Raw genomic sequence first — 24,229 nt, forward strand, 5'->3', positions numbered from 1 at the left:
GTTCACGTTGGTCTTGCCTATACGCAAGCAAGGGACTGGCCGCAATGCGACGCAGAAGGCGCAATTTGCGTCCGATTGTGCCGGTTTCAGCCGTCCAAAGGGTCAGGAGAGATGTTGCCACCGCAGATAAGCACCGCCACGCGCTCTTGCGGTTCGGGTCGGTAAGCGCCCGACAGCAACGCCGCCAAAGCGGTTGCGCCCGCAGGTTCGACCAGAATGCGATGGGCGCGCCATAACACGTGTTGCGCCTCGGAGATGGCTTCGTCCGACACCAGAACCGATGTCATGCCCTGCGCCAATCCGAAACAGATCGACCCGATCCGCCGCGCGCCCAGCGCATTGGCCGCAATACCCGAGACGGTGACGTCAACAGGTTCCCCGGCCTTCAGCGCGGCGTTCAGCGCACAGGATGTCTCGGGCTCGACCGCCACAACCTTGCGCGCTCCTTGCAGCCATGCCAGCGCCCCGGCGATCAGACCGCCGCCGCCAACCGCGATCAGAACAGTGTCAGCCTGCAACCCCTGCGTGTCCCATTCAGCGAAACAGGTGCCCTGTCCAGCCACCGTCGCAGGTGCGTCATAGGCGTGTATCTGCATCGCGCCGGTCGCGTCCTCATGCGCCTTGGCCGCCGTCAACGCGTTGGCGTATTCGCCCGACACCACGCTCAAATCTGCGCCCGTTTGCCGGATCAACGCGATCTTGGACGGTCCGGCCAGTTCGGGCACGAAAATCTTGGCCGGATACCCCAGCGTCTGCGCCGCATAAGCCGCCGCAGCGCCGTGATTGCCACCTGATGCGGCAACAACCCCCGCCTCGGGGACATCCATGCTGAGCAGCGTGTTAAACGCCCCGCGCGCCTTAAAACTGCCGGTGTGCTGCATATGCTCCAGCTTCATCTCGACCGGATAGTCCAGTCCCAGCGCGCGGCTTTCCATCACGGGCGTGACTTGCGCATACCCGGCGATCCGGTCTGCGGCTGCTGAAATTTCGCTCTTCCAATTCATTCTTGTTCTTCCGTGACTGGCACTCTGACCGCGAACCCTATAGCTGTTTTGGAAACACGCAAGCAGGGATCGATCACCAATGAGAGAAGACCGCCACAGCCCGTTCCGCGACGCGCAGACCGACCGCTCGACCGCGAGCGAAGTGCCGGACACGCCGCAGACACGATCGCCCGCCTATCGCCTTGCCTTTGCCGATGACGAATTCCTGTGCCGCGATGAGCTGCGCCCGGTTCGCCTGCAACTGGAACTGCTCAAGCCCGAGATGATCATGAGCGAACGCGAGATCACCTCGACCATCGTCATGTTCGGCGGTGCACGCATCCCGGAACCATCGCAGAAACACACCGCGCGCACCGAAACGCTGGCCGGTCTGTCGCAATATTATGACGAGGCACGCGAGTTTGCCCGGCTGATGACCGAGAAATCGAACCAGACCGGTTGCCGCGAGAATGTGATCGTAACCGGCGGCGGCCCCGGCGTGATGGAGGCTGGCAATCGCGGCGCGCAGGATGCGGGTGGTTGCTCGATCGGGTTGAACATCGTGCTGCCGCATGAACAGGCGCCGAACCTCTACGTGACGCCGGAACTCAGCTTCAACTTCCACTATTTCGCCATCCGCAAGATGCATTTCCTGATGCGCGCTCGTGCCATCACCATCTTCCCCGGCGGCTTTGGCACCATGGATGAGCTGTTTGAATCCCTGACCCTGATCCAGACCGGACGGATGGACCGCGTGCCCTTCCTGCTGTTTGGCCGCGCGTTCTGGGAAAAGGTCATCAACTGGGAGGCGCTGGCGGATGCGGGCACCATCTCGGACGAAGATCTGGACCTGTTCCGCTTTGTCGACACCGCGCAAGAGGCGGTCGACATCATCGAAAACTGGAAACCCGCCCCGCCCCGCGACGACATTCCGGGGCGCTGAACGATGGCCCCGAAACCCGGAGAGATGCTGCACCTGCGCGGCAATGCCCTGAATGCAGGCGACCCTGTGGCGCTGCCGCTGACCCAAAGCAGCATGTACCACCTGCCCGGCGCGCCGGATGGTTTGGCAACCTATGGCCGCGTCGACAACCCCACATGGGTGCATCTGGAACATGTTCTGGCCCATCTGGAGGACGCGCCTTGCCTCGTGTTCCCCTCAGGCATGGGGGCGATCACGGCGGCGTTCTTTGCCACCATCAAGGCTGGATCGCGAATCCTGATCCCCTCTGACGGCTATTATGTCACCCGCGTGCTGGCGGATCGGTTCTTGTCGGGTCTGGGCGTGTCCGTCACCGAACGCGCCACGACCGCGTTTACCGAAGGCGGGTTTGACGGGTTCGATGTGGTCTTTGTCGAAAGCCCCTCGAACCCCGGCTTGGACATGATGGACCTACCCGCGATTGCACAAGCAGTACGCGCAAGCGGAGGGATCACGATTGCCGACAACACCACCATGACCCCGCTGGGCCAGCGCCCGCTGGATCTGGGCGTGGATGTGGTTGTCGCCTCGGACACCAAGGCGATGGGTGGGCATTCCGACCTGCTGATGGGCCATGTCGCCAGCCGCAATCCGCAGATCATGGAGCGGGTTGAGGAATGGCGCAAAGTCTCTGGCGCGATCCCCGGCCCGCATGAGGCATGGCTGCTGCATCGCGGGTTGGAAACGCTGGATGTGCGGTTCGACCGGATGTGCGCCTCGGCCCAAGTGCTGGCCGAACGGCTGGCGGATCACCCTGCGGTGAAAGCCATCCGCTATCCCGGCCTGCCGTCTGATCCCGCGCATGCGCTGGCCAAAGCACAAACCGCACGGTTCGGGTTCCTGCTGTCGATCACGCTGGACAGCGAAGACAAGGCCGAAGCCTTCATCAACGCCTGCCCGATGCTGCGACCCGCTACATCTTTCGGCGGCGTCCACAGTTCAGCCGAACGCCGCGCACGGTGGGGCGACGATGTAGACCCCGCCTTCATCCGCCTCTCGGTCGGCTGTGAACCAACCGAAGAGCTTTGGCAGGCGATCAACAACAGCCTGACTGCGCTGTGATTACTTCTTCTTTGGCTCGCGCAGCTCGGTGAACACGTAGATCGGCAGTACGATGCTGGCGATCAGCGCCCCCAGCCAGACCAGCAAGGTCGCCGCCAGCAGGTTGGAAATCCCACCCACAGTCAGACCGTTGGTAATCAGGTCGGTCAACAACAGCCCCACGAATGTCACGATCAGTGCGATACCACCTTTGATCGCGGGGGCGCGTTTTTCCCCCAGCTTCAGGATCAGCGGCTCGGCAATCCACTGAACCAGCGTGAAGACGATCACCACAACGATGAAAGAGATCGGCCGGATCGCGAATTCGGGCAGCAAAATCGCGGCAAGCAACAAACCGATGGCGTTACCGACCAGCAGGGCCAGAATGGACTTGAGTCTGCGCGTCATTGAGGTCTCCGTCAGCAATCAATTAGAAACATGAAGATATTAACAGGATTAAGCGATTAAGCGAGGCGTTTCAAAAGCCCCTTCCTTTTGGCCTATTGAAATCGCATGATAAAACAGAACTATCAAGATCAGACCCCCACCGATGAGAGGTGAGATGAGCGACGATCCCTACTCCGTCCTTGGTGTTGCGAAAGACGCAACCGCCGCCGAAATCAAGAAAGCCTATCGGCGTATCGCCAAGGAATGTCACCCGGACCTGAAACCCGGTGACGCCGAGGCAGAGGCCAAGTTCAAGGCTGCCGCTGCTGCCTATGACCTGCTGAAAGACCCCGACACGCGTGCGCGATATGACAATGGCGAGATTGACGCCTCGGGTCAGGAACGTCCGCAACAGCAATATTACCGCGACTATGCCGAGGCCGCCGGAAACCCCTATCGCGGACGGGCCGCGGACCCGGACGATATGTCCGACATCTTTGCCGAGTTCATGCGGGGGCGCGGCGGCTTTGGCCAGCGCACTCAGGAGTTTCACGCGCCCGGCCACAATCGCGGCTATAGCCTGCAAATCAGCTTTCTGGATGCCGTGTTCGGGGCAAGCCAGAAGCTGACGCTGCCCGATGGCGACCGGATCGAGGTCAAAATTCCGGCAGGCATAACGGATGGCCAGACGATCCGTCTGCGCGGCAAAGGCGATCCCGGCTTTGGAGACGGGCCGCCGGGTGATGCTCTGGTCACGGTTTCGGTCATGCCGCACCCGGTCTTTGACCGTCAGGGGGACGATATCCACATTACTCTGCCCATCTCGATTGACGAGGCCATATTGGGCGGCAAAGTCCCCGCCCCAACCATAGATGGCGGCGTCAATGTCAGCGTCCCTGCGGGAACCAGCAGCGGCAAGACGCTGCGGTTGCGTGGCAAGGGGGTCAAGAAACGCGGGTCTTCAGAACGGGGCGACCAGTTGATCGAACTGACTGTTGCCCTGCCGGGCGAGATAGATGCGGACCTGAAGACTTTCTTCGAAACATGGCGCGAAGCCCACAGCTATGACCCGCGCAAAGGAATGCCGTCATGACCCGCACCCTGACCGAAGAGGAACTGATCACAACCGTTGCCCGGCTGACGTCGACCCGGCTGTCCGAATATCTCGCTGCCGAAATCATCATCCCGGAACAGACAAACCGGGGATTGGTATATCACACGCTGGATGTGGCGCGGCTGGAACTGGCCTGTGAATTGCACGAGCAATACGACATGGAAGCTGACGCGCTGGCCATGATGATCTCATTGATCGACCAGATGCATGGGCTGCGTGCGGAACTGCGCGAGGTTCTGAGCGCGGTCGAAGCCCAGCCCGACCCCGTGCGGCAAACTCTGATCGAAGTGATCGGCGCGGCGCGGTTCGGCCCCAAGTAACAGGTCAGTTTCCGACCACGTATTCCTCTGGTACGAAAAAGGTGTAGTCACGGTCCGCGACGGCCTCATGACAATCGTGGCAATAGGCGACGTTGTCAGCGCGATCCCCCATGGTGTCGCCAAACAGGGACCCATCCGGCATGACCATGATGTATCGCCAGTCAGCCGTTTCCGGGCTGGTGCCTTCGGCCAGTTTTTCCATGATGAACAACGCACCGGGATGGGTGTTTCCCTCATCCGTGACGGTCATGCTGTCCTTGGCCAGCACCGACCCTTTCGGCAGTTTTTCACCTTCCTGCAAAGTCCCGTAGTTATGCGCCATACGGTTTGCATAACTGTTCACGAACCGCTGCCCATGCGTGGCTGAAATGTAGGGCGCGTCATTGAACAGGGGCCAATTCTGATAATTTCTCAACTGTTCAAACTGCGCCGCCGCATAGCCCTGCGCCATTCGCCTTTGCAATGATTTGTAGATCTGCTGCGCTTCTTCCTTGGACAGCTCAGCCGGGTTTTCGATCGCAAGATGCGCATCTTCCCCCTCAGACTGAGCCAGCGCCTGGCTCGCATCCAAAACCGCAAATGAAAGCGTGCAAACCAATGTGAGTTTAAGTGCTATCAAACGAGAAAACATACTGATCGCCCAACTGGTCAATTCGTTCACGTGAAAGCCGCGTGCCGTGTAAGAGCAACAATAGCGCTCTTGAACAATCGCGCCACAACCGGGCACCTGCCTTCACCGCTTCGTGTGCTTAGGTGAAGGCAAAAGCCGGGTCTAGATCAGACAAATATATCAAATTACGCATGCAATAGACAGCGTTTGCCGCAGAAAATCTGTCGGCGGGCGGGGTAAATCTTGGACTTACTGCCCGGCCAGGCCCGCTTCGGCTGCGATCTGCTTGCGGGATTTCCTGGCGCGCTCGGTGGCTGATTTCAACTGACCACAGGCGGCCATGATGTCTTCACCACGCGTTTTTCGGATCGGCGACGCATAGCCCGCCTGATAGATGATGTTCGCAAAGGCCCGGATGCGGTTGTTCGAGCTGCGTTTGTAGGGCGCGCCGGGCCACTCGTTGAAGGGGATCAGATTGATCTTGGCCGGGATTTTGTGGCGTTTGATGTGGTCGATCAGGCGATGCGCGTCTTCGTCACTGTCGTTCACACCATCCAGCATCACGTATTCAAAGGTGATCCGCTCGGAATTTGACGCGTTGGGATAGCTGGCCAGCGCCTGCAGCAATTCCTCGATATTCCAGCGCTTGTTGATGGGCACCAATACGTCGCGCGTCTCGTCCGTAGTGGCGTGGAACGAGATCGCCAGCAGGCATCCGATTTCTTCAGCAGTGCGTGCAATTTCCGGCACCACGCCCGAGGTCGACAGCGTGATCCGGCGACGTGACAGTGAGATCCCCTCAGGGTCCATCGCGATCTTCATCGCGTCGCGGACGTTTTCAAAGTTATACAGCGGCTCACCCATACCCATCAGAACGATGTTCGACAGCAGCCGCGTTTCGTCCTTTGGCGCGCCGGGGATCGGCCATTCCTCAAGATCGTCGCGCGCCATCATCACCTGACCGACGATTTCCGCCGCTGTCAGGTTGCGCACCAGCTTCTGCGTCCCTGTATGGCAAAAGGAACAGGTCAGCGTGCATCCGACCTGAGACGAAATACACAGCGTGCCGCGATCTTCCTCGGGGATATAGACCACCTCAACCTCGTGCCCGCCGGCGATGCGGCACAGATATTTGCGGGTGCCGTCTTCTGAGACCTGACGGGTCACGACCTCGGGGATTTCGATCACGAAATGCTCGGCCAGTTGCGCACGATACGCTTTGGCAAGATTTGTCATCTCAGCGAAATCGCGTTTGCCCCATTGATAGATCCACTGCCAGATCTGACCGGTGCGCATCTTGGCCTGTTTCTCAGGCGTGCCGTGTTCGATCAGCGCCGCGCGAAGCTGGTCACGGGTCAGGCCAACAAGGTTCATCTTCCCCTCGGGCATTTTGCGGGGGAGGGTCAGGACGTCTTGAGTGATCGGCGCTTTGGGCGACATGGGGCTATCTCGGCAGATTCTGGCTTGGGATGCGCCTCTATATAGGACCCAGCGCAAAGATCAAAAGGAATCGTACGGATCAATTTGCAAGCCGCAGCAACTCATCCACGCGCGCGCGACCAAGCTCGACACGGCAGGAGGTGATGGCGATGCCTGTCCCTGACCCGCCCCCAAACGAGGCACCCACAGCGTCGCACTGCGCGTCCCTATATCCCAACCAAGCTTCTTGCGAGGCTTCCAAAGCAGGCTGGGCGACGACGCGTTGTGTCACCTCGTCCAACTCTTTTGCAGCCTGCATCGCAATCTCAAAGCTTGTTTCCAGTGCCAGTTCGACGCGCTGTTCCATGTCGCCGACACATGATCCGATTTCGACCTGAGAACTGGCGTCCCCGCACTCCAAAGCAGGGTCCGCCATGGCCGAGGACGATAACAGCAAAACAAAAAAGGCAAGACGCATAACTAACCCCTGGAAATCACTGATGCAGCAGTGGTTACAATAGCACGCAACCGGCAATGACCCCAAACGCGGTCTGGCCGCATCAGATTACCTCATGCGACCGATGTCCAAAGGTTAACTCAGACTAAATTCTGCCGCCAAAAGACGATCAGACACCGGCAGGCAAGATATCACAATCCGCAGCGTCCAATGTTTGCACTGGATCATCCGGGCCGCACTGTTCCCCGGTTACCGGATAGGTATCAGCTTCTTTTTCACACGCGCCAAGAAACACGGTGGCCGTCATCAAGAACGCAGTAAGGAATTTGTTCAGCATCTGCAGGCTCCTTCACTTTCACTGTCCGATGAGGTCAGAGAATGAGGTTCTTCGCATTGATGCGGATCAAATTGGCGGCCAAAGTCTGATTGCAGACACCCCCGCCAAAAAACGGGATGAACCGCCGACGAGCCCTATTGGTTGGTGCAGCGTTTTTCGGCGTCTTCGATCGCAGCCGTGAAGCCCAACAGCGAGAAGGTGTCTTTGGTCTGCGTGCCACGCTCGGACCGGGCCGTCAGAACAGCTTCGGTGCCGCGCTTCATGGCCGCAACCACTTTCAGGTCTTCGCCTTCAGTCGCAGGCCATGCCCATTCGCCTTCGGTGATCAGCTCGAACTTGGTGCCGTCAACGTCCAGGTTGACTGTCGATCCGGCTGCAAAAGGGTACCCGCCGGTGAATGTGACCTGACCCTTCACTTCGGCGTTGGGGCGGTAAAAGACGAAGAGCAGGATGTCACTGCGGCGTACGGAAACAACGCGTCCACCGCGAGTGTTAACCGTCTCTTTCGGGGCGGATACGCTCCAGCATTCCGTGGGATCATCCTCGACGAACACGCTCCAGTCCGTTTTAGCTGCAACACGATTGGTGCTGGTCGCCTGCTGCGCGGTTGCTGTTGTGGCCATCCCTGCCACGCAAAGGCCCGCGATCACGCGGACAAGCTTTGATCCCATCGTCCAGCCTCCTAGCTCGACCTAATACCTCATACCCACCGAACATGCCTGCGAACCCTGCCTGGTTCGTCTGTGAGTTGCGTAATCCGGTGATTGCCGACATACACACACTAACGCAGGTTTCGCCACAGGCGAAAGAGCGATTGGCAGAATTTTGCGCATGTTACGGAGGGTCCAGATGACGCAGCCGGTACCAATGACAGAACTGTGGCGCGGCCCCTTGCTGGAGAGCCTGCATTTGGGCCACGCGGTGATCTGCGACGACAGCGGTCAGATCGTGCAAAGCTGGGGTGATCCGAACGCGGTGATCTATCCGCGATCCTCGGCCAAGATGATCCAGGGGCTGCCGCTGATCACGTCCGGGGCGGCCGCAAAATACGGGCTGAATTCCGAGAATCTGGCGTTGGCCTGCGCGTCCCACAGCGGTGCGCATATCCACACGGATCGGGTGTCGGCCTGGCTGGATCATCTGGGCCTGACCGAGCATGATCTGCGCTGCGGCCCGCAAGAGCCGCAGGACATGGCGGCCCGTGACGGGTTGATACTGGCGGATGACACGCCCTGTCAGATCCACAACAACTGCTCTGGCAAGCATTGCGGGTTCCTGACCGTGACCCAGCATATGGGGGCCGGCCCGGAATACCTTGAGATTGACCACCCCGTACAACAAGCCTGCCTGTCAGCCATCGAAGAAACAACGGGCGAGACCAGCCCGGCCTATGGCATCGACGGCTGCTCGGCCCCGAACTTTGCAACCTCGCTGGCTGGGTTGGCGCGGTCAATGGCTTGGTTCGCCAGTGCCGGGAACCGGTCCGATCGCGCCAGCGACGCGGCGGCGCAACTGACGGCTGCGATGATCAAACATCCTGAACTTGTTGCCGGGGAAAGCCGCGCCTGCACCGAGTTGATGCGCGCCATGCAGGGTCGTGCAGCAATCAAGACCGGGGCCGAGGCTGTTTTTGTCGCAATACTCCCCGAAAAACGCATGGGGGTCGCGCTGAAGATCACCGACGGCACCACGCGCGCAAGCGAATGTGCGATTGCCGCTATTCTGGTCAGCCTAGGCGTGCTGGAGGCCGATCACCCGGCCACCCGCAAATTCATGAACGCCACACAATACAGCCGTCGTGGTCTGGAATGTGGGATAATCCGCCCAGCGCCGGGTTTCCCCGGCTAGGCGTCACATCTCGATCTCGTGCACCTCGGCCACCTCGACCGAGCCAGAGCCGTTCATCACCATCGGGCAGCCTTTGGCCATTTCGGTTGCGGCATCCATGCTGTCAGCCTTGATGACAGTAAAGCCCGAGGCCGGGTTTGCGCCGCCATTGTCGACCACGCCGCTGGAACTGACTGTATAAGACTGGCCAACCGGGTTTCCGGGGATTTCAAGCGCTTCGCCCATGTTCTGGAACCAAGCGCCCCAAGCAGCCATGGTCGCTTCGATCTCGGCCGGGTCGGTCGGGGTATGACCACCGTGATAAACAAATAGAAATTGCGGCATTTTTTCCTCCCTAATGAAATCTATTTCAACTGTGCAGCAAGCTTGTTGAGCGTCGAGGTCCAGCCTTTTTCGTGGTTGGCTGCGATATCGTCGTCACCCAGATCGCGGTGATCAATGATCAGCCGTGCGCCTTGGCCTGCGGGCTCAACCAATAGCGTGACGTGGCTTTCGGCACCGCGCTGGTCCTGATCATCATGCCAGCCCCACGTAAACCCAACGGATTTGGGCGGATCAACATGGGTGACCTGCCCCGATACCTTGAAACGCTGGCCCTCTGCGTTCTGCATCACCGAGTACCACGGGCCAAGACGTGAAAAATCCAGATTGTGTTCGGGCACATTCACGCCTTCCGGCCCCCACCACTGCAACAGCTTTTCTGCATTACTGATCCAGGCAAACAGGTCTTTGGGGTCAATCGGGAACTCTCGTTCCAGTTTCAGGTCGGCCATGACTGCTCCTTTTCGATAGCGTCGCCCAGACGATCAAGGCTGCTTTCCCAGAATTGCCGTTTCGAGATGGTCCATTCAGCGACAGCCCGCAGCCCTTCGGCCCGGATGGAGTACATGCGCTGGGTGCCGTGCACGCGTTGCTGCACAAGACCCGCCTCGCGCAGCACCTTCAAATGACGCGAGATCGCTGCACCGGTCATGCCGCGCCCTTCAATCAGATCACCGGCTGGCAATTCTCCGTCCTGCATCAATTGCTCAACGATCGAAAACCGGGTGGCATCGGACAATGCGGAAAAGGCGGTCAGAAGTGTGTTCATGACCGCTTATTAACATTTTTGTTAAATTTAGGGAAGCCCCGATATCACGCGCAGGCGAACTCGGACCGGGCGTATCCCTGCACGTATAGCAGAGCGGTCAGGTCCCCGTGGTTGACCCGAACATCGCATTTCTCGGCGACCGAGGGCTTGGCATGCAGCGCAACACCCGTTCCGGCGCGGCCCAGCATCCCAAGATCATTTGCACCGTCGCCCACGGCGATCACGTCAGCTTCGGACAAGCCCAATCGTTCTGTGATCTCCTCCAAGGCGTCCACCTTGGCCTGCCGTCCCAAAATTGGTCGTTGAACGTCGCCTGTCAGTTTGCCGTTCGCGGCCAGCAGGATGTTGGCCCGGTTTTCATCGAAGCCCAAAACTTCGCCGACCTTCGCTGTGAAGGCCGTGAACCCGCCAGAAACAAGCGCAGCGTATCCGCCGGTTGCGCGCATTGTCGCGACCAGCTCCTTGCCGCCGGGCATCAGGGTAATCCGTTCGGCCAGCACTTTGGCGATCACGGCCTCGTCCAAACCCTTCAGCAAACTGACGCGTTCGGTCAGCGCGCCCTCGAAATCCAGCTCTCCGTTCATCGCGCGGGCGGTGATGTCCTTGACGCGGTCGCCAACGCCCGCTTCGTCCGCCAGCTCGTCGATGCATTCCTGCTGGATCATGGTGCTGTCCATATCGGCCAGCAGCATCTTCTTTCGCCGTCCCTCAGTGGGCTGCACAACCAGATCCACGCCCATTTTCTGCAGATCCGCCCAGACGTCCCATTGATTGTCCGGTATTTGAGATACCGAAAACTCGGCCGCCTCGTCCGGGCTGAGCCAAACGATGTCGCCCCCGCCCCACGCATTGCGCAACGACTCCACCAGTGTCTGGTTCAGCGTCGGCGCGTCGGGGTTGGTGATCAATGTGGCAACGTACATCTTCGGTCTCCTGCAGGCTGCCCTGCGCATATCGCAGGTGCAGCATTTTCACCAGAGACAGATTGATGCGGTCTAGCCCAGAATTCCCGGCAACCGCAGACCATGTTCCCGCGCGCAATCCTTTGCGATGTCATAGCCCGCATCCGCATGACGCCACACGCCCGAGGCCGGATCGTTCCACAACACACGCTCCAACCGCCGCGCGGCGTCCTCGGTCCCGTCGGCGCAGATCACCACGCCAGCGTGCTGACTGAACCCCATGCCAACACCGCCGCCGTGATGTAGGGACACCCATGTCGCGCCGCTGGCCGTGTTGATCAACGCATTCAACAGGGGCCAGTCACTCACCGCATCGGACCCGTCCAGCATCGCTTCGGTTTCGCGGTTGGGGCTGGCGACCGAGCCGCTGTCCAGATGGTCCCGACCGATCACGACCGGCGCTTTCAACTCACCACTGGCCACCATCTCGTTGAAGGCCAGACCAGCACGGTGCCGGTCCCCCAGCCCGATCCAGCAGATACGGGCAGGCAGACCTTGAAATGCGATCCGGTCTGCCGCCATGTCCAGCCAACGATGGAGGTGCTCATTCTCGGGGAACAGTTCCTTCATCTTGGCATCGGTCTTGTAGATATCCTCGGGGTCGCCGGACAGCGCGCACCAGCGGAACGGGCCGATCCCTTTGCAGAACAGCGGACGGATATAGGCCGGCACAAAACCGGGGAAGGCAAAAGCATTCTCCAGCCCTTGATCCTGCGCCACCTGTCGGATGTTGTTGCCATAGTCCAGCGTCGGCACGCCCGCGTTCCAGAAATCGACCATCGCCGCAACGTGCTGTTTCATCGACGCGCACGCGGCCTTTTCAACATCTTTAGGGTCTGTTTCGCGCTTGTCGCGCCATTCGGCCATCGACCATCCCACCGGCAGGTACCCGTTGATCGGGTCATGCGCGCTGGTCTGGTCCGTGACGATATCGGGACGCATCCCGCCCGCGGCCATGCGGCGGTAGATTTCGGGGAAAACTTCGGCGGCATTGCCCAGCAAACCAACCGATTTCGCCTCACCCGCTTTGGTCCAGCGGTCGATCATCGCCAGTGCCTCGTCCAGCGTGTCGGCCTTTTCGTCCAAGTATTTGGTCCGCAGACGGAAGTCGATGCTGTCGGGGTTGCATTCCACCGCCAGACAGCAGGCCCCGGCGAAAACAGCGGCCAGAGGCTGCGCGCCGCCCATTCCGCCCAGACCACCGGTCAAAATCCACTTGCCTGTCAGGTCGCCGCCATAGTGCTGGCGCCCGGCCTCGGCAAAGGTTTCATAGGTGCCCTGAACGATGCCTTGTGTGCCGATATAGATCCACGACCCCGCCGTCATCTGGCCGTACATCATCAAGCCCTTCTTATCGAGCTCGTTGAAATGATCCCAAGTCGCCCAATGCGGCACGATGTTGGAATTGGCGATCAAGACACGGGGCGCGTCCTTGTGCGTGCGGATGATGGCCACAGGTTTGCCGGACTGGACGATCAGGGTCTCGTCCTCCTCCAGATCCTTCAGACCAGCCACGATCCTGTCGAAATCCTTCCACGTGCGCGCCGCGCGACCGATGCCGCCATAGACCACCAGCTCATGCGGGTTTTCGGCCACATCAGGGTGCAGGTTGTTCATCAACATCCGCAGCGGGGCCTCGGTCACCCAGCTTTTGGCATTCAACTCGGGGCCGGTCGGCGGATAGACATCGCGGGTGTTTTTGCGCGGATCGCTCATGTGTGGGCTCCTGTGTTGGTGAGTTCGCCTGATAGCGCCAGTTCGTTCAAACGGGACAGCATTTTGCGCAGATGAGGTCGCAGGGCTGCGGCGCGGTCATCTCGCCACGTCCACGGGGGAGTTTCGTCCATATAGGCCCGCTGCGCGATTTCCATCTGGACCGCGTGAATGCCCTCGGACGGGCGACCGTAATGGCGTGTTGTCCATCCCCCCCGAAAGCGACCGTTCAGAACGGATGAGTATCCATCGGCATCCGTCGCGACGTGATGCACAGCCTGTTCAATGGCGGGGTGGCAACTCTGACCGCCATTTGTGCCTGTATTGAACACCAGCAATGCGCCCTCGAACAGATAGGGGATTACGGATCGGATCGAGTGACAATCAAACAGGATCGCAACACCGTGGCGATTGCGGACCCGTTCTAACTCTTGCCGCAAGGCATCGTGATAAGGTGCGTGGAACGCCAACCGTCGGCTTTCCGTTTCGTCCGCCGAGGGGTTCTGACCCTCAATCCAAATCGGGTGCCCGTCAAAATCCGTCAAAGGGACAAGCGTCGTCGTATTCTGCCCCGGATACAATGACGCCCCGTCCGGTGCTCGATTGGCGTCAATGACATAGCGGTGGATGTTGGATTGAACGACGGAAACCTCGTCAAAAAGCCCTTTGTAGAGCCTGTTTATATGCCAATCGGTATCGGCGAGGGCGCGACCGGTATCGTTCAGGCGCGCCGCAATATCGGCAGGTACAAATGTCCCGCCATGAGGTTGCCCCAGCACGATCGGGCCGTCGCCCCTTAGAACACTGACCACCTGCATCAGTTAAGCTCCGGCATCGGGGTGGCCACTGCGCGCAGGATATCTCCGTCGGCGACCAGCTTTGTTGCCGCCTCAAGGTCCGGGGCCAGATAGCGATCATCCTTCAACGGGTCGATGTCCGCACGCAGACGCTTGATGACCTGCTGCAACGGCGCGCTGGTGCTGAGCGGGACGCGAAATTCAACTCCCTGAGCAGCGCAGAGCAGTTCGACGCCCAGAATGTAGCTCAGGTTATCGACCATCCGCATCAGACGCCGCGCCCCATGCGCCGCCATTGAGACATGGTCTTCCTGATTGGCAGATGTTGGCGTGCTGTCTGTCACGCAGGGGTTCGCCAGATGCTTGTTTTCGCTCATCAACGCGGCTGTGGTGACCTCTGCGATCATCAGGCCCGAGTTCAGTCCCGGCTCGGGCGTCAGGAAGGGCGGCAGGTCAAAGCTGAGGGCAGGGTCGACCATAAGCGCAATACGGCGCTGTGCGATTGCGCCGATTTCAGACAGCGCCAGCGCGATCATATCCGCCGCGAAACCCACGGGTTCGGCATGAAAGTTTCCACCTGACAGAATTGCGTCCTCAAGCACCAGCGGATTGTCGGTGGCGGCATTGGCCTCAATCTCAAGCGTGGCCGCCGCCTGACGCATGACATCCATCGCCGCGCCCGTGACCTGTGGCTGACACCGGATACAATACGGGTCCTGAACGCGTGTATCCCCGTCACGATGGCTCTCGCGTATCTCAGACCCGGCCAGAATAGATCGCATCGTTCCTGCGGCTTCGGTTTGCCCACGGTGGCCTCGCAGGGCGTGAATTTCGGGCCGCAGAGGGGCGGTAGAGCCCATAATCGCGTCCGTCGAAAGCGCTGAAATGGCCAGAGCGTTCTGGGCCGCGCGCCAGGCTTCAAACAATCCGGCCAGCGCGTAGGCGGTTGAGAACTGGGTTCCGTTTATAAACGCCAACCCTTCTTTCGGTCCAAGCTCAACAGGCTCTAACCCAACCGATTTCAACGCGTCGCGGCCGGGCAATACGCTGCCGTCTACTTCGGCCTCACCCTCTCCGATCAACACGGCTGTCATATGCGCCAACGGTGCAAGATCGCCAGAAGCACCCACAGAACCCTGCGCAGGGACAACCGGAGTGACCCCGCGCTCCAGCATATTTTGCAACAGCTCGATCAGGTCCCAACGCACGCCCGAAGCTCCGCGCCCGAACGAGATCAGCTTGAGCGTCATCATTAGCCGTGTAATGCGGCGGGGCACGGCAGGCCCGACGCCGCAGCAATGGCTGAGGATCAGGTTACGTTGCAGCTTGGCTGTGTCATCCGCTTTGATCTTATGGCTCGCCAGTTTACCAAAGCCGGTGTTGACGCCATATACGGCCGCCTCTCCTGCGGCGGCATCCCGAACGCGCACCGCTGCCGCATCCACGGCTGGCCTGCACCCGTCTTCCAGAAAAGCCGAAGCCTGCGTGCGATAGATTTCCGTAAGATCAGACAGTGAAACCTGCCCCGGCACCAATGCGTAGCGCGTCATAGTTGACCCCCGACTATGCGCGTGTGCAGGGGGTTGAAGCCGATCCGGTATGGTAACTCTGCCGGATGCTGGACATCCCAAACCGCCAGATCAGCGCGCTGACCGACAGCGATCGTGCCGCTATCCCTTATCCCAAGCGCTTGCGCCGCATTCCGGGTGACCCCGGCCCATGCTTCTTCGGGTGTCAGGCGGAACAGGGTGCAAGCCATGTTCATCGTCAGCAAGATCGAGGCCAGCGGAGACGACCCCGGATTGCAATCCGTCGCCAGCGCCATAGGCACACCTCCGTCCCTCAGCATCTGCACCGGAGGAACCTGCGTTTCGCGCAATGTGTAGAACGCCCCCGGCAAAAGCACGGCAATGGTGCCAGCGTCCGCCATCGCGGATACGCCATCGCTGTCCAGATACTCGATATGATCAGCGGACAAAGCCCCGTATCTGGCCGCCAGTTTTGCGCCACCAAGATTCGAAAGCTGCTCGGCATGCAGCTTAACGGGCAACTCAAGGCGCTTGGCTTCGTCAAAAACAACAGCAATCTGGGCGGGTGAGAACGCTATTCCTTCACAAAAGCCGTCCACCGCATCCACCAGCCCCTCGGCCTGAGCCGCGCGCAGGGTTGGAAGGCAGACCTCGTTCAGATAGTCGTCTGGCCGGCCCGCATAGTCAGGTGGCACAGCATGCGCGCCCAAAAAGCTTGTTCTGACCCGAACCGGGCGAACCTGCCCGATCTGTCGCGCCACACGCAGCATTTTCAGTTCGGTTTCAGTATCCAACCCGTAACCGGATTTGATTTCGATGCAGGCGACACCTTCGGCTGTCAAAGCATCCACGCGGGTCAGGGCATCGGTCAAAAGCTCTGCTTCGCTGGCCTGTCGTGTTGCCGTGACCGTCGACAGGATACCGCCCCCGGCGCGGGTGATCTGTTCGTATGAGGCACCGTTCAGCCGCATCTCGAACTCTGCCGCCCGGTTGCCCCCGAATACAATATGCGTGTGGGCGTCAATTAGGGCTGGTGTCATCAACCTGTCCCCAAAATCCATGCTTGGCCACGCCGAATATTGCTGGGGCAAGCCCGACTTGGGGCCGACCCACGCAATTCTCTCACCTTCGACCGCAACCGCCATGTCCCGGCCCAAACCGTATGACTCTGATCCCGGCACCATGGACGCAACCTGCGAGCAGAAAAGGACCGATTGTGCCGCCATGACGATTCCTTGGGGTTCCCGTTGCAATTTGCTATTTCGTATATGTATAAATATTTAAAGTCTACACAAATTGGAATGCCGATGTCGATCCACGCCAAAACTGCCTTGTTAGGGTCTGATTGGGTCCACGACCTTTGGGTCGAGGTCGAGAATGGCCAGATCACTCAGAAGCAAACCGGGGTTGCGGTCAAACCGGATGACGTGCAGGTGGATGTTCTGTTGCCAGCCTTGGCCAACCTGCACAGCCACGCGTTCCAAAGAGCCATGGCAGGCATGACCGAAGTGCGCGCAGCCGGACGCGAGAGCTTTTGGACATGGCGCACCCTGATGTACCGCTTTCTGGACAGGCTGACCCCGGAACAGGTTCAAGCCATTGCAGCATTGGTCTTCATGGAGATGCAGGAGGCCGGGTACGCGTCGGTGGGTGAGTTTCACTATGTCCACCATCGCCCCGGAGGGCAGTCGTACGACACGCTTTCTGAACTCAGCCAGCGCGTCTTTGCCGCCGCAGGTCAGTCCGGCATCGGATTGACCCATCTGCCGGTGCTGTACACCCATGGCGGCGTGCGGCAGGAGCCTCTGACCGGCGGGCAATTGCGATTTGGCAACTCGGTCGATCGGTTTCTAAGGCTGGTTGAAGACTGCCAAAAGGCCCTGCCCCATTCGGATTCAGCAATCGGGGTCGCGCCCCACTCGCTGCGCGCAACCCCAGCGCAGGACATTCGGGCCGTACTCGACGCGCGCCCAAGCGGACCTGTGCATATTCACATTGCCGAGCAGATGCAGGAAGTCGCCGACGTCGAAGCCGCCCTTGGCGATCGTCCAGTAAGCTGGCTGCTCAACAACTTTGACGTGGATAGCCGTTGGTGCCTGATCCACGCGACGCACATGACCAAGGCGGAAACGCAGCGGTTGGCGCGGTCCGAGGCCGTGGCGGGGTTATGCCCGATCACCGAGGCCAACCTTGGGGACGGCATCTTCAACGGGGCAGAGTACATCACCAATCGTGGGCGGTTTGGCATCGGATCAGACTCGAATATCCGGATCTCACTGCCCGAAGAGCTTCGGATGCTGGAGTATTCGCAACGCCTCCGCGACCGGGCGCGTACTATTATGGTTTCGCCAGAAGGATCAGTGGGCCACGCCCTTTATACCGGTGCCGCCGCTGGCGGTGCACAGGCACTGGGGCGTAACAGCGGGGAAATCGCCGTCGGCAAAATAGCCGACCTTGTCGCCATCGACCGCACCCACCCGACGCTGTGTGCCTTGCGTGACGATCAGGTGCTGGACGGTCTGTGTTTTGCGGCCCCGGATGGGTTGGTGACAGACCTGTGGTCGGCAGGGCGCCATATGGTGCGACAAGGGCGGCACATTCATCGCGATCAGATCATCCCTGCGTATCGGGCAGCGATTGCGGAACTGCTGAGCGAACTCTAAGACGGGGCACCAAAGCCGAGGCCACATGACCCAATCCACCGAAAACACCAGCTATAAAGACATCAAGAAAACCGTTCTGGCACGTATTCGGTCCGGTGAGTGGCAGCCGGACTCGCTGCTGCCGAATGAATCGGAACTTGCCACCGAATTCTCGTGCACCCGCACCACCGTCAACCGGGCGCTGAGGGAACTGGCCGGAGAAGGATATCTGAAACGCCGCCGAAAGGCCGGAACACGGGTCCTGAGCGCTCCGCAACGTCAGGCGCGTTTCACCATCCCCATGGTGCGGGACGAGGTTGAGGCACTGGGCGGAACCTATCGCTATGCGCTGGTGTCCTGCGATCAGAAAACGGCCCCCGACTGGCTGGCCGCGCGACTTGCCCTATCGCCGGGTCAGGACGTCGTGCATGTGCGCTGCATGCACTATTCGGGAAACACGCCGTTTCAGTACGAAGACCGCTGGATCGTCACCGACAGCGTGCCGCAGGTGAAGCAGGCTGATTTTTCAGAGATCGGCCCAAACGAATGGCTGATCCAGACCGTGCCTTTCACCAATGTGGAACTGACCTTTCTGGCCAGCCGCGCCGATGCAGCACTGGCTGACTTTCTGGACGTCGCCGAAGGTGAGCCGGTTTTCACAGGCGAGCGCATCACGTGGCTTGAGGGGCGGCCGGTTACCTTTGCCAAGATGTATTTTGCCGCCGGGTACCGGATGACCACTCAGTTCTGAGAGGGTCAGAGTTTTCGCAATTTTGACTTTACCCCCTCTGCATTCCAAGCCAGATTCAGAACCGGACATTCCGGCATAAGGGAAGATGGCATGGGCAACCCGCTCTATGATCGCTTGTTTGGCATTCACGCGGGCAAAGACACCCCGTTCCTGCATTTGCCAGATGGTCAGACGCTGACCCATGCTGCGTTTCTGGACATGACGGCGCGGATCGCGAACGCATTGACCGGTTATGGCCTTGAACCCGGAGACCGGGTGGCCGTTCAGGTGGAAAAGTCGCCCGAAGCCTTGGCCGTCTATGCGGCCTGTGCGCAAACCGGGTTGGTCTTTCTGCCGCTCAACACGGGGTACACGGTTGGCGAGCTGACCTATTTTATCGAAAACAGCGGCGCGTCGCTGGTCGTCTGTGATCCCCGGACCGAAGCGGATCTTGCGCCAATCGCCCAAGCGCAGAATGCGCGGCTTGAAACTCTGAGCGCGGACGGCAAAGGCAGCCTCATGCGGCGTGCGCTTGGCATGTTGCCCGCTTTTGAACCGGTTCGGCGCACCGAGGATGATTTGGCGGCATTCCTGTATACCTCGGGCACAACCGGACGATCCAAGGGGGCGATGCTGTCGCAGGCCAACCTGCTATCCAACGCAGACACGTTGGTGCAGGAATGGCGTTTCACCCACGACGATGTGCTTTTGCACGCGCTGCCGATCTTTCACACACACGGGCTGTTTGTGGCGACGAACGTGGCGCTGGCCTCGGGCGGGTCGATGATCTTTTTGCCGAAATTCGATCTGGATGATGTGCTGCGCCTGATGCCGCAAGCCACGTCGATGATGGGCGTCCCGACCTTTTACACGCGCCTACTGGCCGATGACCGTTTTACCGGCGACCTGGCGCAGCACATGCGGCTGTTCATATCAGGTTCAGCCCCCCTGCTTGCAGAAACGCATGAAAGGTTCGAGGCCCGCACCGGCCACCGCATCCTTGAACGCTATGGCATGACCGAAACCAACATGAACACGTCCAACCCCTATGACGGGGAACGGCGGGCCGGAACTGTCGGCTTTCCCTTGCCGGATGTCGAGCTCAAGGTCACCGATCCGGATACTGGGGTCGAGCGTCCTCAGGGTGAGATTGGCATGATCGAGGTGCGCGGCCCCAATGTATTTCAGGGCTATTGGGGTATGCCGGAAAAGACAGCCGCCGAATTGCGCGAGGATGGGTTCTTTATTACCGGTGATCTCGGGCATGTGGACACGGACGGATATGTTCATATCGTCGGGCGCGGCAAAGACCTGATCATTTCGGGCGGATACAACATCTATCCGAAAGAGGTTGAGCTGGTGCTGGATGATCAACCCGGCGTGCTGGAAAGTGCCGTGATTGGCGTGCCGCACCCGGATTTTGGCGAAACCGTTCTGGGCATTCTGGTGTCGGAACCCGGCCAAACGCCCGACATCGCGTTGGTTGAAGCCAATGTGCAAGAAGCCTTGGCCCGCTTCAAACATCCCCGCAAGCTTATCGTGCTGGACGAACTGCCCCGCAATACGATGGGCAAAGTTCAGAAGAACATCCTGCGGGACAAGTATAAGGACCTGTTTACGCAGGCATAAGCGGCTTCCGCCCGCGATCCGTCAAAAGCCAGCATTGCCGCCCTTCGAAAACGGCCGAAGTCAGCGGGCGGCCGTAACCAGCGCCCGAATCCAGATTGACCCGATTGCCGCAATGTTCGGCCTGATCCACCGGCGTATGCCCATGCACGATCAGCCACGGATGCGTAGTCATATCCCTAAGAAATTCGTGCCGGATCCAAACCAGATCATTTTCGGACTGCTGATCCAGAGGCACACCGGGACGGATGCCGGCATGAACGAACAGTAGGTCGTCTTCCTTGTGGTAATGCGGCAGGGCATTGATGAAATCCAGATGCGCCTGCGGCACCGCGTGACACGCCTGTTCATGGACCTGATAGATGCGATCTGTGTCCTCGACCGTGACCCCGTAAGAGGCCAGTGTTTCGCGACCGCCCAGACGCGGATGCAACCAGCTGAGTGTGATCGGCAGATGCGTATCGGCGATTTCGGCCGCCTGAACGAACCGCGCCATCATCCTGTCATGGTTCCCCTTGATCATCACCCAGTTCCGCCCTGCGCGCTGGCCTTCGATCAAAAGGTCCAGCACACCGCGACTGTCTGGTCCGCGATCCACGTAATCCCCCAGAAACACGACACGCGCATCGGGGCCGCCATCCTGTTCGATCCGTGAAAGCGCTTCTTGCAGCATATCAAGTTGCCCGTGGATATCCCCGACGGCGTAGATGGGTGTCGTCACTGCAATGCCTTTCCTTAACGCTGCGCGTTTGTGGCCTATTTTGGTAACTGAAAAAAGACAATGCCCGCACTATGTGAGCACGGGCATTGATGATGTAGTCCGGTCAAAGACGCTTAGGCAACGTCAAATTCCAGCGGCTTGATCTGTGTGAACAGGCCGGTTTCAGCCAGCTTCGCACGTGCCTCGGCGGGCACCGGCTCATCGACATAGAGCAGCGCGATGGCCTCACCACCGGCCTCGGACCGGCCCAAGGTAAAGTTCGCGATGTTGACGCTGTGGTCGCCCATGGTCTGACCCAGCGCACCGATGATTCCGGGCACGTCTTCGTTGGTGGTATAGAGCATATGGGCGCCCACCTCGGCGTCGATATTGATGCCCTTGATCTGAATGAACCGCGGTTTGCCGTCGCTGAACACAGTACCACCAATGGACCGCTCGCGCTTTTCCGTCACGACGGTCACCTTGATGTACCCCTCGAACGCGCCCGACTTGTCCTGATTGGTGGTTGAGATCTTGATCCCGCGTTCCTTGGCGACAACCGGGGCCGAAACCATGTTCACCTCGGGATTGAATTTCTTCATGATCCCCGCCACGACCGAACAATTCAGGGCCGCCAGGTTCATTTCAGCCGCAACGCCGTCATAAAGGATGTTGATCGCCTTGATCGGTTCATCCGTCATCTGGCCGATGAAGCTGCCCAGATGTCCGGCCAGTTTGATCCACGGGCCCATGACCTTGGCTTCTTCCGCCGTCACGCTGGGCATGTTCAGCGCGTTTTCCACGGCACCGGTCAGCAGATAGTTCGATATCTGCTCGGCCACCTGCAGCGCGACATTCTCCTGCGCTTCGGTCGTTGCTGCGCCCAAATGCGGCGTGCAGACCACGTTGGGCAGGTTGAACAGCGCGTTTTCCTTGGCCGGTTCTTCGCTGAACACGTCAAAGGCCGCGCCAGCGACATGACCCGATTGCAGCATTTCTGCCAGCGCGTCCTCATCGACCAGACCGCCACGAGCGCAGTTCACGATGCGCACGCCCTTCTTGGTCTTGGCCAGATTCTCACGGCTAAGGACATTGCGGGTCTGGTCGGTCAGCGGCACGTGCAGGGTGATAAAATCAGCCCGCGCGAGCAATTCATCCAACTCGACCTTTTCGACACCCATCTTGGCGGCTTTCTCTTCACCCAGATAAGGGTCATAGGCGACCACTTTCATCCGCAGGCCCAGCGCACGTTCGCAGACGATTCCGCCGATATTGCCCGCGCCGATGACGCCAAGGGTCTTGTTCGTCAGTTCGATCCCCATGAACTTGGACTTTTCCCACTTGCCCGCATGGGTCGAGGTGCTGGCCTCGGGGATTTGCCGCGCCACGGCGAACATCATCGCGATGGCGTGTTCGGCTGTGGTGATCATGTTGCCAAAGGGCGTGTTCATCACGATCACGCCCTTTTTGGACGCCGCTTCCTTGTCGACATTGTCGGTGCCAATCCCGGCACGACCGATGACTTTAAGATTGTCGGCTTTTTCCAGCAGGGTCGGCGTGACCTTGGTGGCCGAACGGATAGCAAGGCCGTCATACTGGCCGATCACCTCGGCCAGCTTGTCCTTGTCCTTGCCCAAGTCGGGCATGAAATCCACGTCGATGCCGCGATCGCGGAAGATCTGCACGGCGGTTTCGCTGAGCTTGTCAGATACGAGTACTTTGGGGGCCATAGTCTCTGGTCCTTGAATTGTATGGAGGGTCCGGGCCTTGGGCGGCCCGGTAAAATGTCAGGCAGCTTCGGTTTGCGCCGCGATCTCGGCCTCAAAAGCCCAAGCCAGCCACGGCAGCATCGCCTCGATATCCGAGGTTTCGACCGTGCCGCCGCACCAGATGCGCAGGCCCGCAGGGGCGTCGCGATAGGCACCGATATCCAGCGCGATAGTCTCGGCCTCCAGCCGCTTGGCCACAGCCTTGGCGAATGTCGCGCCATCCTGAATACGCGGATCGGTGAATTTCAGGCACACTGACGTATTCGACTGTGTCGCTGCATCCTCGGCCAGGTTTGCGATCCAATCATTCTGATCACAGAACGCATGCACCGCACCCGCATTGGCATCCGCACGGGCAATCAAGCCCTGCAAGCCGCCAACCGAGCGCGCCCAATCGAGCGCGAAAAGGTAATCCTCAACCGCCAGCATCGAGGGCGTGTTGATCGTGGCCCCGGTAAAGATACCGTCGATCAGCTTGCCGCCTTTGGTCAGACGGAAGATTTTGGGCAGCGGCCATGCGGGGGTGTAGCTTTCCAACCGCTCCACCGCGCGTGGGCTGAGGATCAGCATCCCATGCGCGGCCTCACCGCCCAGCACTTTCTGCCAGCTAAAGGTGGTCACATCCAGCTTGTCCCACGGCAGGTCCATCGCAAAGGCAGCGCTTGTCGCATCGCAAATCGTCAGACCCTGACGGTCATCCGCGATCCAGTCGCCATTGGGCACCCGCACGCCCGAGGTCGTGCCGTTCCACGTAAACACCACATCATTGGCGAAATCGACGGACGCGAGATCGACGATCTGTCCGTACTCGGCAGTTTTCACCTCGGCGTCGATATTCAACTGTTTGACCACGTCCGTGACCCAACCGGCGCCAAAGCTTTCCCACGCCAGCATCTCGACCTTGCGCTCGCCCAACAGCGACCACAGCGCCATTTCAACCGCGCCAGTGTCGGATGCGGGAACGATGCCGATCTTGTAATCCGCCGGAATGCCCAGCACCTCACGCGTGCCTTCGATGGCCGCTTTCAGCTTATCCTTGCCAACAGCGGCACGGTGCGACCGGCCCAACGCGGCATCGGCCAGCTTGTTCAGTTCAAATGTGGGGGGTTTGGCGCAGGGGCCAGAGGAAAAACGCGGATTTGCCGGCCGCGTGACCGGTGTATTAGTGCTCAT

General features: G+C 59.8%; 26 protein-coding genes. 8 read left to right on the forward strand and 18 right to left on the reverse strand.

All coding sequences use genetic code 11. The annotated features are described in order from the left end of the window. Nucleotides 1–86: 86 nt before the first annotated feature. Complete coding sequence (locus ACR0MS_RS14515; RefSeq protein WP_480574567.1) at nt 87–1,004, reverse strand: threonine/serine dehydratase; 918 nt, start codon at nt 1,002–1,004, stop codon at nt 87–89. Between the two features lie 79 nt (nt 1,005–1,083). On the opposite strand from ACR0MS_RS14515, the gene ACR0MS_RS14520 reads away from it, so the two are divergent. Further along, nucleotides 1,084–1,926: an LOG family protein gene (locus tag ACR0MS_RS14520; protein WP_480574570.1), complete on the forward strand. Its 843-nt coding sequence runs from the start codon at nt 1,084–1,086 to the stop codon at nt 1,924–1,926. Nucleotides 1,927–1,929: 3 nt separating this feature from the next. Beyond that, nucleotides 1,930–3,027, forward strand: a complete 1,098-nt coding sequence (locus ACR0MS_RS14525; RefSeq protein ID WP_480574573.1) for a cystathionine gamma-lyase — start codon at nt 1,930–1,932, stop codon at nt 3,025–3,027. On the opposite strand, the gene ACR0MS_RS14530 is transcribed toward ACR0MS_RS14525, so the two are convergent. Further along, nucleotides 3,028–3,414: a hypothetical protein gene (locus ACR0MS_RS14530; protein WP_170415779.1), complete on the reverse strand. Its 387-nt coding sequence runs from the start codon at nt 3,412–3,414 to the stop codon at nt 3,028–3,030. Between the two features lie 154 nt (nt 3,415–3,568). Between ACR0MS_RS14530 and ACR0MS_RS14535 the strand changes: the two genes are divergently transcribed. Beyond that, nucleotides 3,569–4,486, forward strand: coding sequence for a DnaJ C-terminal domain-containing protein (locus ACR0MS_RS14535; protein ID WP_480574576.1), 918 nt, complete (start codon nt 3,569–3,571; stop codon nt 4,484–4,486). Next, nucleotides 4,483–4,827 carry a hypothetical protein gene (locus ACR0MS_RS14540; protein ID WP_480574579.1) on the forward strand — a complete coding sequence of 115 codons (345 nt, stop codon included), beginning with the start codon at nt 4,483–4,485 and terminating at the stop codon, nt 4,825–4,827. Before ACR0MS_RS14535 ends, ACR0MS_RS14540 begins: the two co-directional genes overlap by 4 nt. A 4-nt stretch (nt 4,828–4,831) precedes the next feature. Here the strand turns inward: ACR0MS_RS14540 and ACR0MS_RS14545 are convergent, their stop codons facing one another. The 5 genes from ACR0MS_RS14545 to ACR0MS_RS14565 all read right to left on the reverse strand — a co-directional run bounded on the left by ACR0MS_RS14545 (nt 4,832) and on the right by ACR0MS_RS14565 (nt 8,321). Next, a complete protein-coding gene (locus tag ACR0MS_RS14545; protein WP_480574582.1) occupies nt 4,832–5,458 on the reverse strand; it encodes a cytochrome P460 family protein in 627 nt (208 codons plus the stop codon). A 228-nt stretch (nt 5,459–5,686) separates the two neighbouring features. Next, nucleotides 5,687–6,877: a dual-specificity RNA methyltransferase RlmN gene (gene rlmN / locus ACR0MS_RS14550; RefSeq protein WP_480574585.1), complete on the reverse strand. Its 1,191-nt coding sequence runs from the start codon at nt 6,875–6,877 to the stop codon at nt 5,687–5,689. A 79-nt stretch (nt 6,878–6,956) separates the two neighbouring features. Continuing rightward, a complete protein-coding gene (locus ACR0MS_RS14555; protein WP_480574588.1) occupies nt 6,957–7,334 on the reverse strand; it encodes a lysozyme inhibitor LprI family protein in 378 nt (125 codons plus the stop codon). Nucleotides 7,335–7,482: 148 nt separating this feature from the next. Continuing rightward, nucleotides 7,483–7,650 (reverse strand): hypothetical protein, encoded by a 168-nt coding sequence (locus ACR0MS_RS14560; RefSeq protein WP_480574591.1) that lies wholly within the window; start codon nt 7,648–7,650, stop codon nt 7,483–7,485. 134 nt (nt 7,651–7,784) lie between these two features. Beyond that, on the reverse strand, nt 7,785–8,321 hold the full coding sequence (locus tag ACR0MS_RS14565; RefSeq protein ID WP_171124571.1) for an invasion associated locus B family protein: 537 nt from the start codon (nt 8,319–8,321) through the stop codon (nt 7,785–7,787). A gap of 178 nt (nt 8,322–8,499) precedes the next feature. On the opposite strand from ACR0MS_RS14565, the gene ACR0MS_RS14570 reads away from it, so the two are divergent. After that, nucleotides 8,500–9,498, forward strand: coding sequence for an asparaginase (locus ACR0MS_RS14570; protein ID WP_480574595.1), 999 nt, complete (start codon nt 8,500–8,502; stop codon nt 9,496–9,498). Nucleotides 9,499–9,501: 3 nt separating this feature from the next. Here ACR0MS_RS14570 and ACR0MS_RS14575 read toward each other — a convergent pair whose 3' ends face one another. The 8 genes from ACR0MS_RS14575 to hutI form a co-directional block, all read right to left on the reverse strand. Next, nucleotides 9,502–9,822: a YciI family protein gene (locus tag ACR0MS_RS14575; protein ID WP_480574598.1), complete on the reverse strand. Its 321-nt coding sequence runs from the start codon at nt 9,820–9,822 to the stop codon at nt 9,502–9,504. Nucleotides 9,823–9,842: 20 nt separating this feature from the next. Continuing rightward, complete coding sequence (locus ACR0MS_RS14580; protein WP_480574601.1) at nt 9,843–10,271, reverse strand: SRPBCC family protein; 429 nt, start codon at nt 10,269–10,271, stop codon at nt 9,843–9,845. Next, nucleotides 10,259–10,588, reverse strand: coding sequence for an ArsR/SmtB family transcription factor (locus ACR0MS_RS14585; RefSeq protein ID WP_480574604.1), 330 nt, complete (start codon nt 10,586–10,588; stop codon nt 10,259–10,261). The genes ACR0MS_RS14580 and ACR0MS_RS14585 overlap by 13 nt, the downstream gene beginning before the upstream one ends. A gap of 44 nt (nt 10,589–10,632) precedes the next feature. Then, nucleotides 10,633–11,511 (reverse strand): phosphoserine phosphatase SerB, encoded by an 879-nt coding sequence (serB, locus tag ACR0MS_RS14590; protein ID WP_480574607.1) that lies wholly within the window; start codon nt 11,509–11,511, stop codon nt 10,633–10,635. A gap of 72 nt (nt 11,512–11,583) precedes the next feature. Beyond that, the gene (hutU, locus tag ACR0MS_RS14595; protein WP_480574610.1) at nt 11,584–13,266 is read right to left on the reverse strand and encodes a urocanate hydratase; all 1,683 of its coding nucleotides are present in this window, start codon (nt 13,264–13,266) and stop codon (nt 11,584–11,586) included. Continuing rightward, a complete protein-coding gene (hutG, locus tag ACR0MS_RS14600; protein ID WP_480574613.1) occupies nt 13,263–14,081 on the reverse strand; it encodes an N-formylglutamate deformylase in 819 nt (272 codons plus the stop codon). Before hutG ends, hutU begins: the two co-directional genes overlap by 4 nt. After that, complete coding sequence (gene hutH / locus ACR0MS_RS14605; protein ID WP_480574616.1) at nt 14,081–15,610, reverse strand: histidine ammonia-lyase; 1,530 nt, start codon at nt 15,608–15,610, stop codon at nt 14,081–14,083. The genes hutG and hutH overlap by 1 nt, the downstream gene beginning before the upstream one ends. Then, on the reverse strand, nt 15,607–16,815 hold the full coding sequence (gene hutI / locus ACR0MS_RS14610; protein ID WP_480574619.1) for an imidazolonepropionase: 1,209 nt from the start codon (nt 16,813–16,815) through the stop codon (nt 15,607–15,609). The genes hutH and hutI overlap by 4 nt, the downstream gene beginning before the upstream one ends. A gap of 81 nt (nt 16,816–16,896) precedes the next feature. Here hutI and ACR0MS_RS14615 point away from each other — a divergent pair, with 81 nt between their 5' ends. The 3 genes from ACR0MS_RS14615 to ACR0MS_RS14625 all read left to right on the forward strand — a co-directional run bounded on the left by ACR0MS_RS14615 (nt 16,897) and on the right by ACR0MS_RS14625 (nt 20,590). Next, entirely contained in the window at nt 16,897–18,252 is a 1,356-nt protein-coding gene (locus ACR0MS_RS14615) for a formimidoylglutamate deiminase (RefSeq protein ID WP_480574622.1), read from the forward strand. 25 nt (nt 18,253–18,277) lie between these two features. After that, nucleotides 18,278–18,982, forward strand: a complete 705-nt coding sequence (locus tag ACR0MS_RS14620) for a GntR family transcriptional regulator (protein ID WP_480574625.1) — start codon at nt 18,278–18,280, stop codon at nt 18,980–18,982. 90 nt (nt 18,983–19,072) lie between these two features. Further along, nucleotides 19,073–20,590: a malonate--CoA ligase gene (locus tag ACR0MS_RS14625; protein ID WP_480574628.1), complete on the forward strand. Its 1,518-nt coding sequence runs from the start codon at nt 19,073–19,075 to the stop codon at nt 20,588–20,590. On the opposite strand, the gene ACR0MS_RS14630 is transcribed toward ACR0MS_RS14625, so the two are convergent. The 3 genes from ACR0MS_RS14630 to ACR0MS_RS14640 form a co-directional block, all read right to left on the reverse strand. After that, nucleotides 20,577–21,308: a metallophosphoesterase family protein gene (locus ACR0MS_RS14630; protein WP_480574631.1), complete on the reverse strand. Its 732-nt coding sequence runs from the start codon at nt 21,306–21,308 to the stop codon at nt 20,577–20,579. The two genes, ACR0MS_RS14625 and ACR0MS_RS14630, sit on opposite strands and share 14 nt — an antisense overlap. Before the next feature lie 113 nt (nt 21,309–21,421). Then, nucleotides 21,422–23,017 carry a phosphoglycerate dehydrogenase gene (gene serA / locus ACR0MS_RS14635; RefSeq protein ID WP_480574634.1) on the reverse strand — a complete coding sequence of 532 codons (1,596 nt, stop codon included), beginning with the start codon at nt 23,015–23,017 and terminating at the stop codon, nt 21,422–21,424. 57 nt (nt 23,018–23,074) lie between these two features. Continuing rightward, nucleotides 23,075–24,229, reverse strand: coding sequence for a phosphoserine transaminase (locus tag ACR0MS_RS14640; protein WP_480574637.1), 1,155 nt, complete (start codon nt 24,227–24,229; stop codon nt 23,075–23,077).

The sequence above is a fragment of the Ruegeria sp. CJ2 genome, from assembly GCF_056536745.1.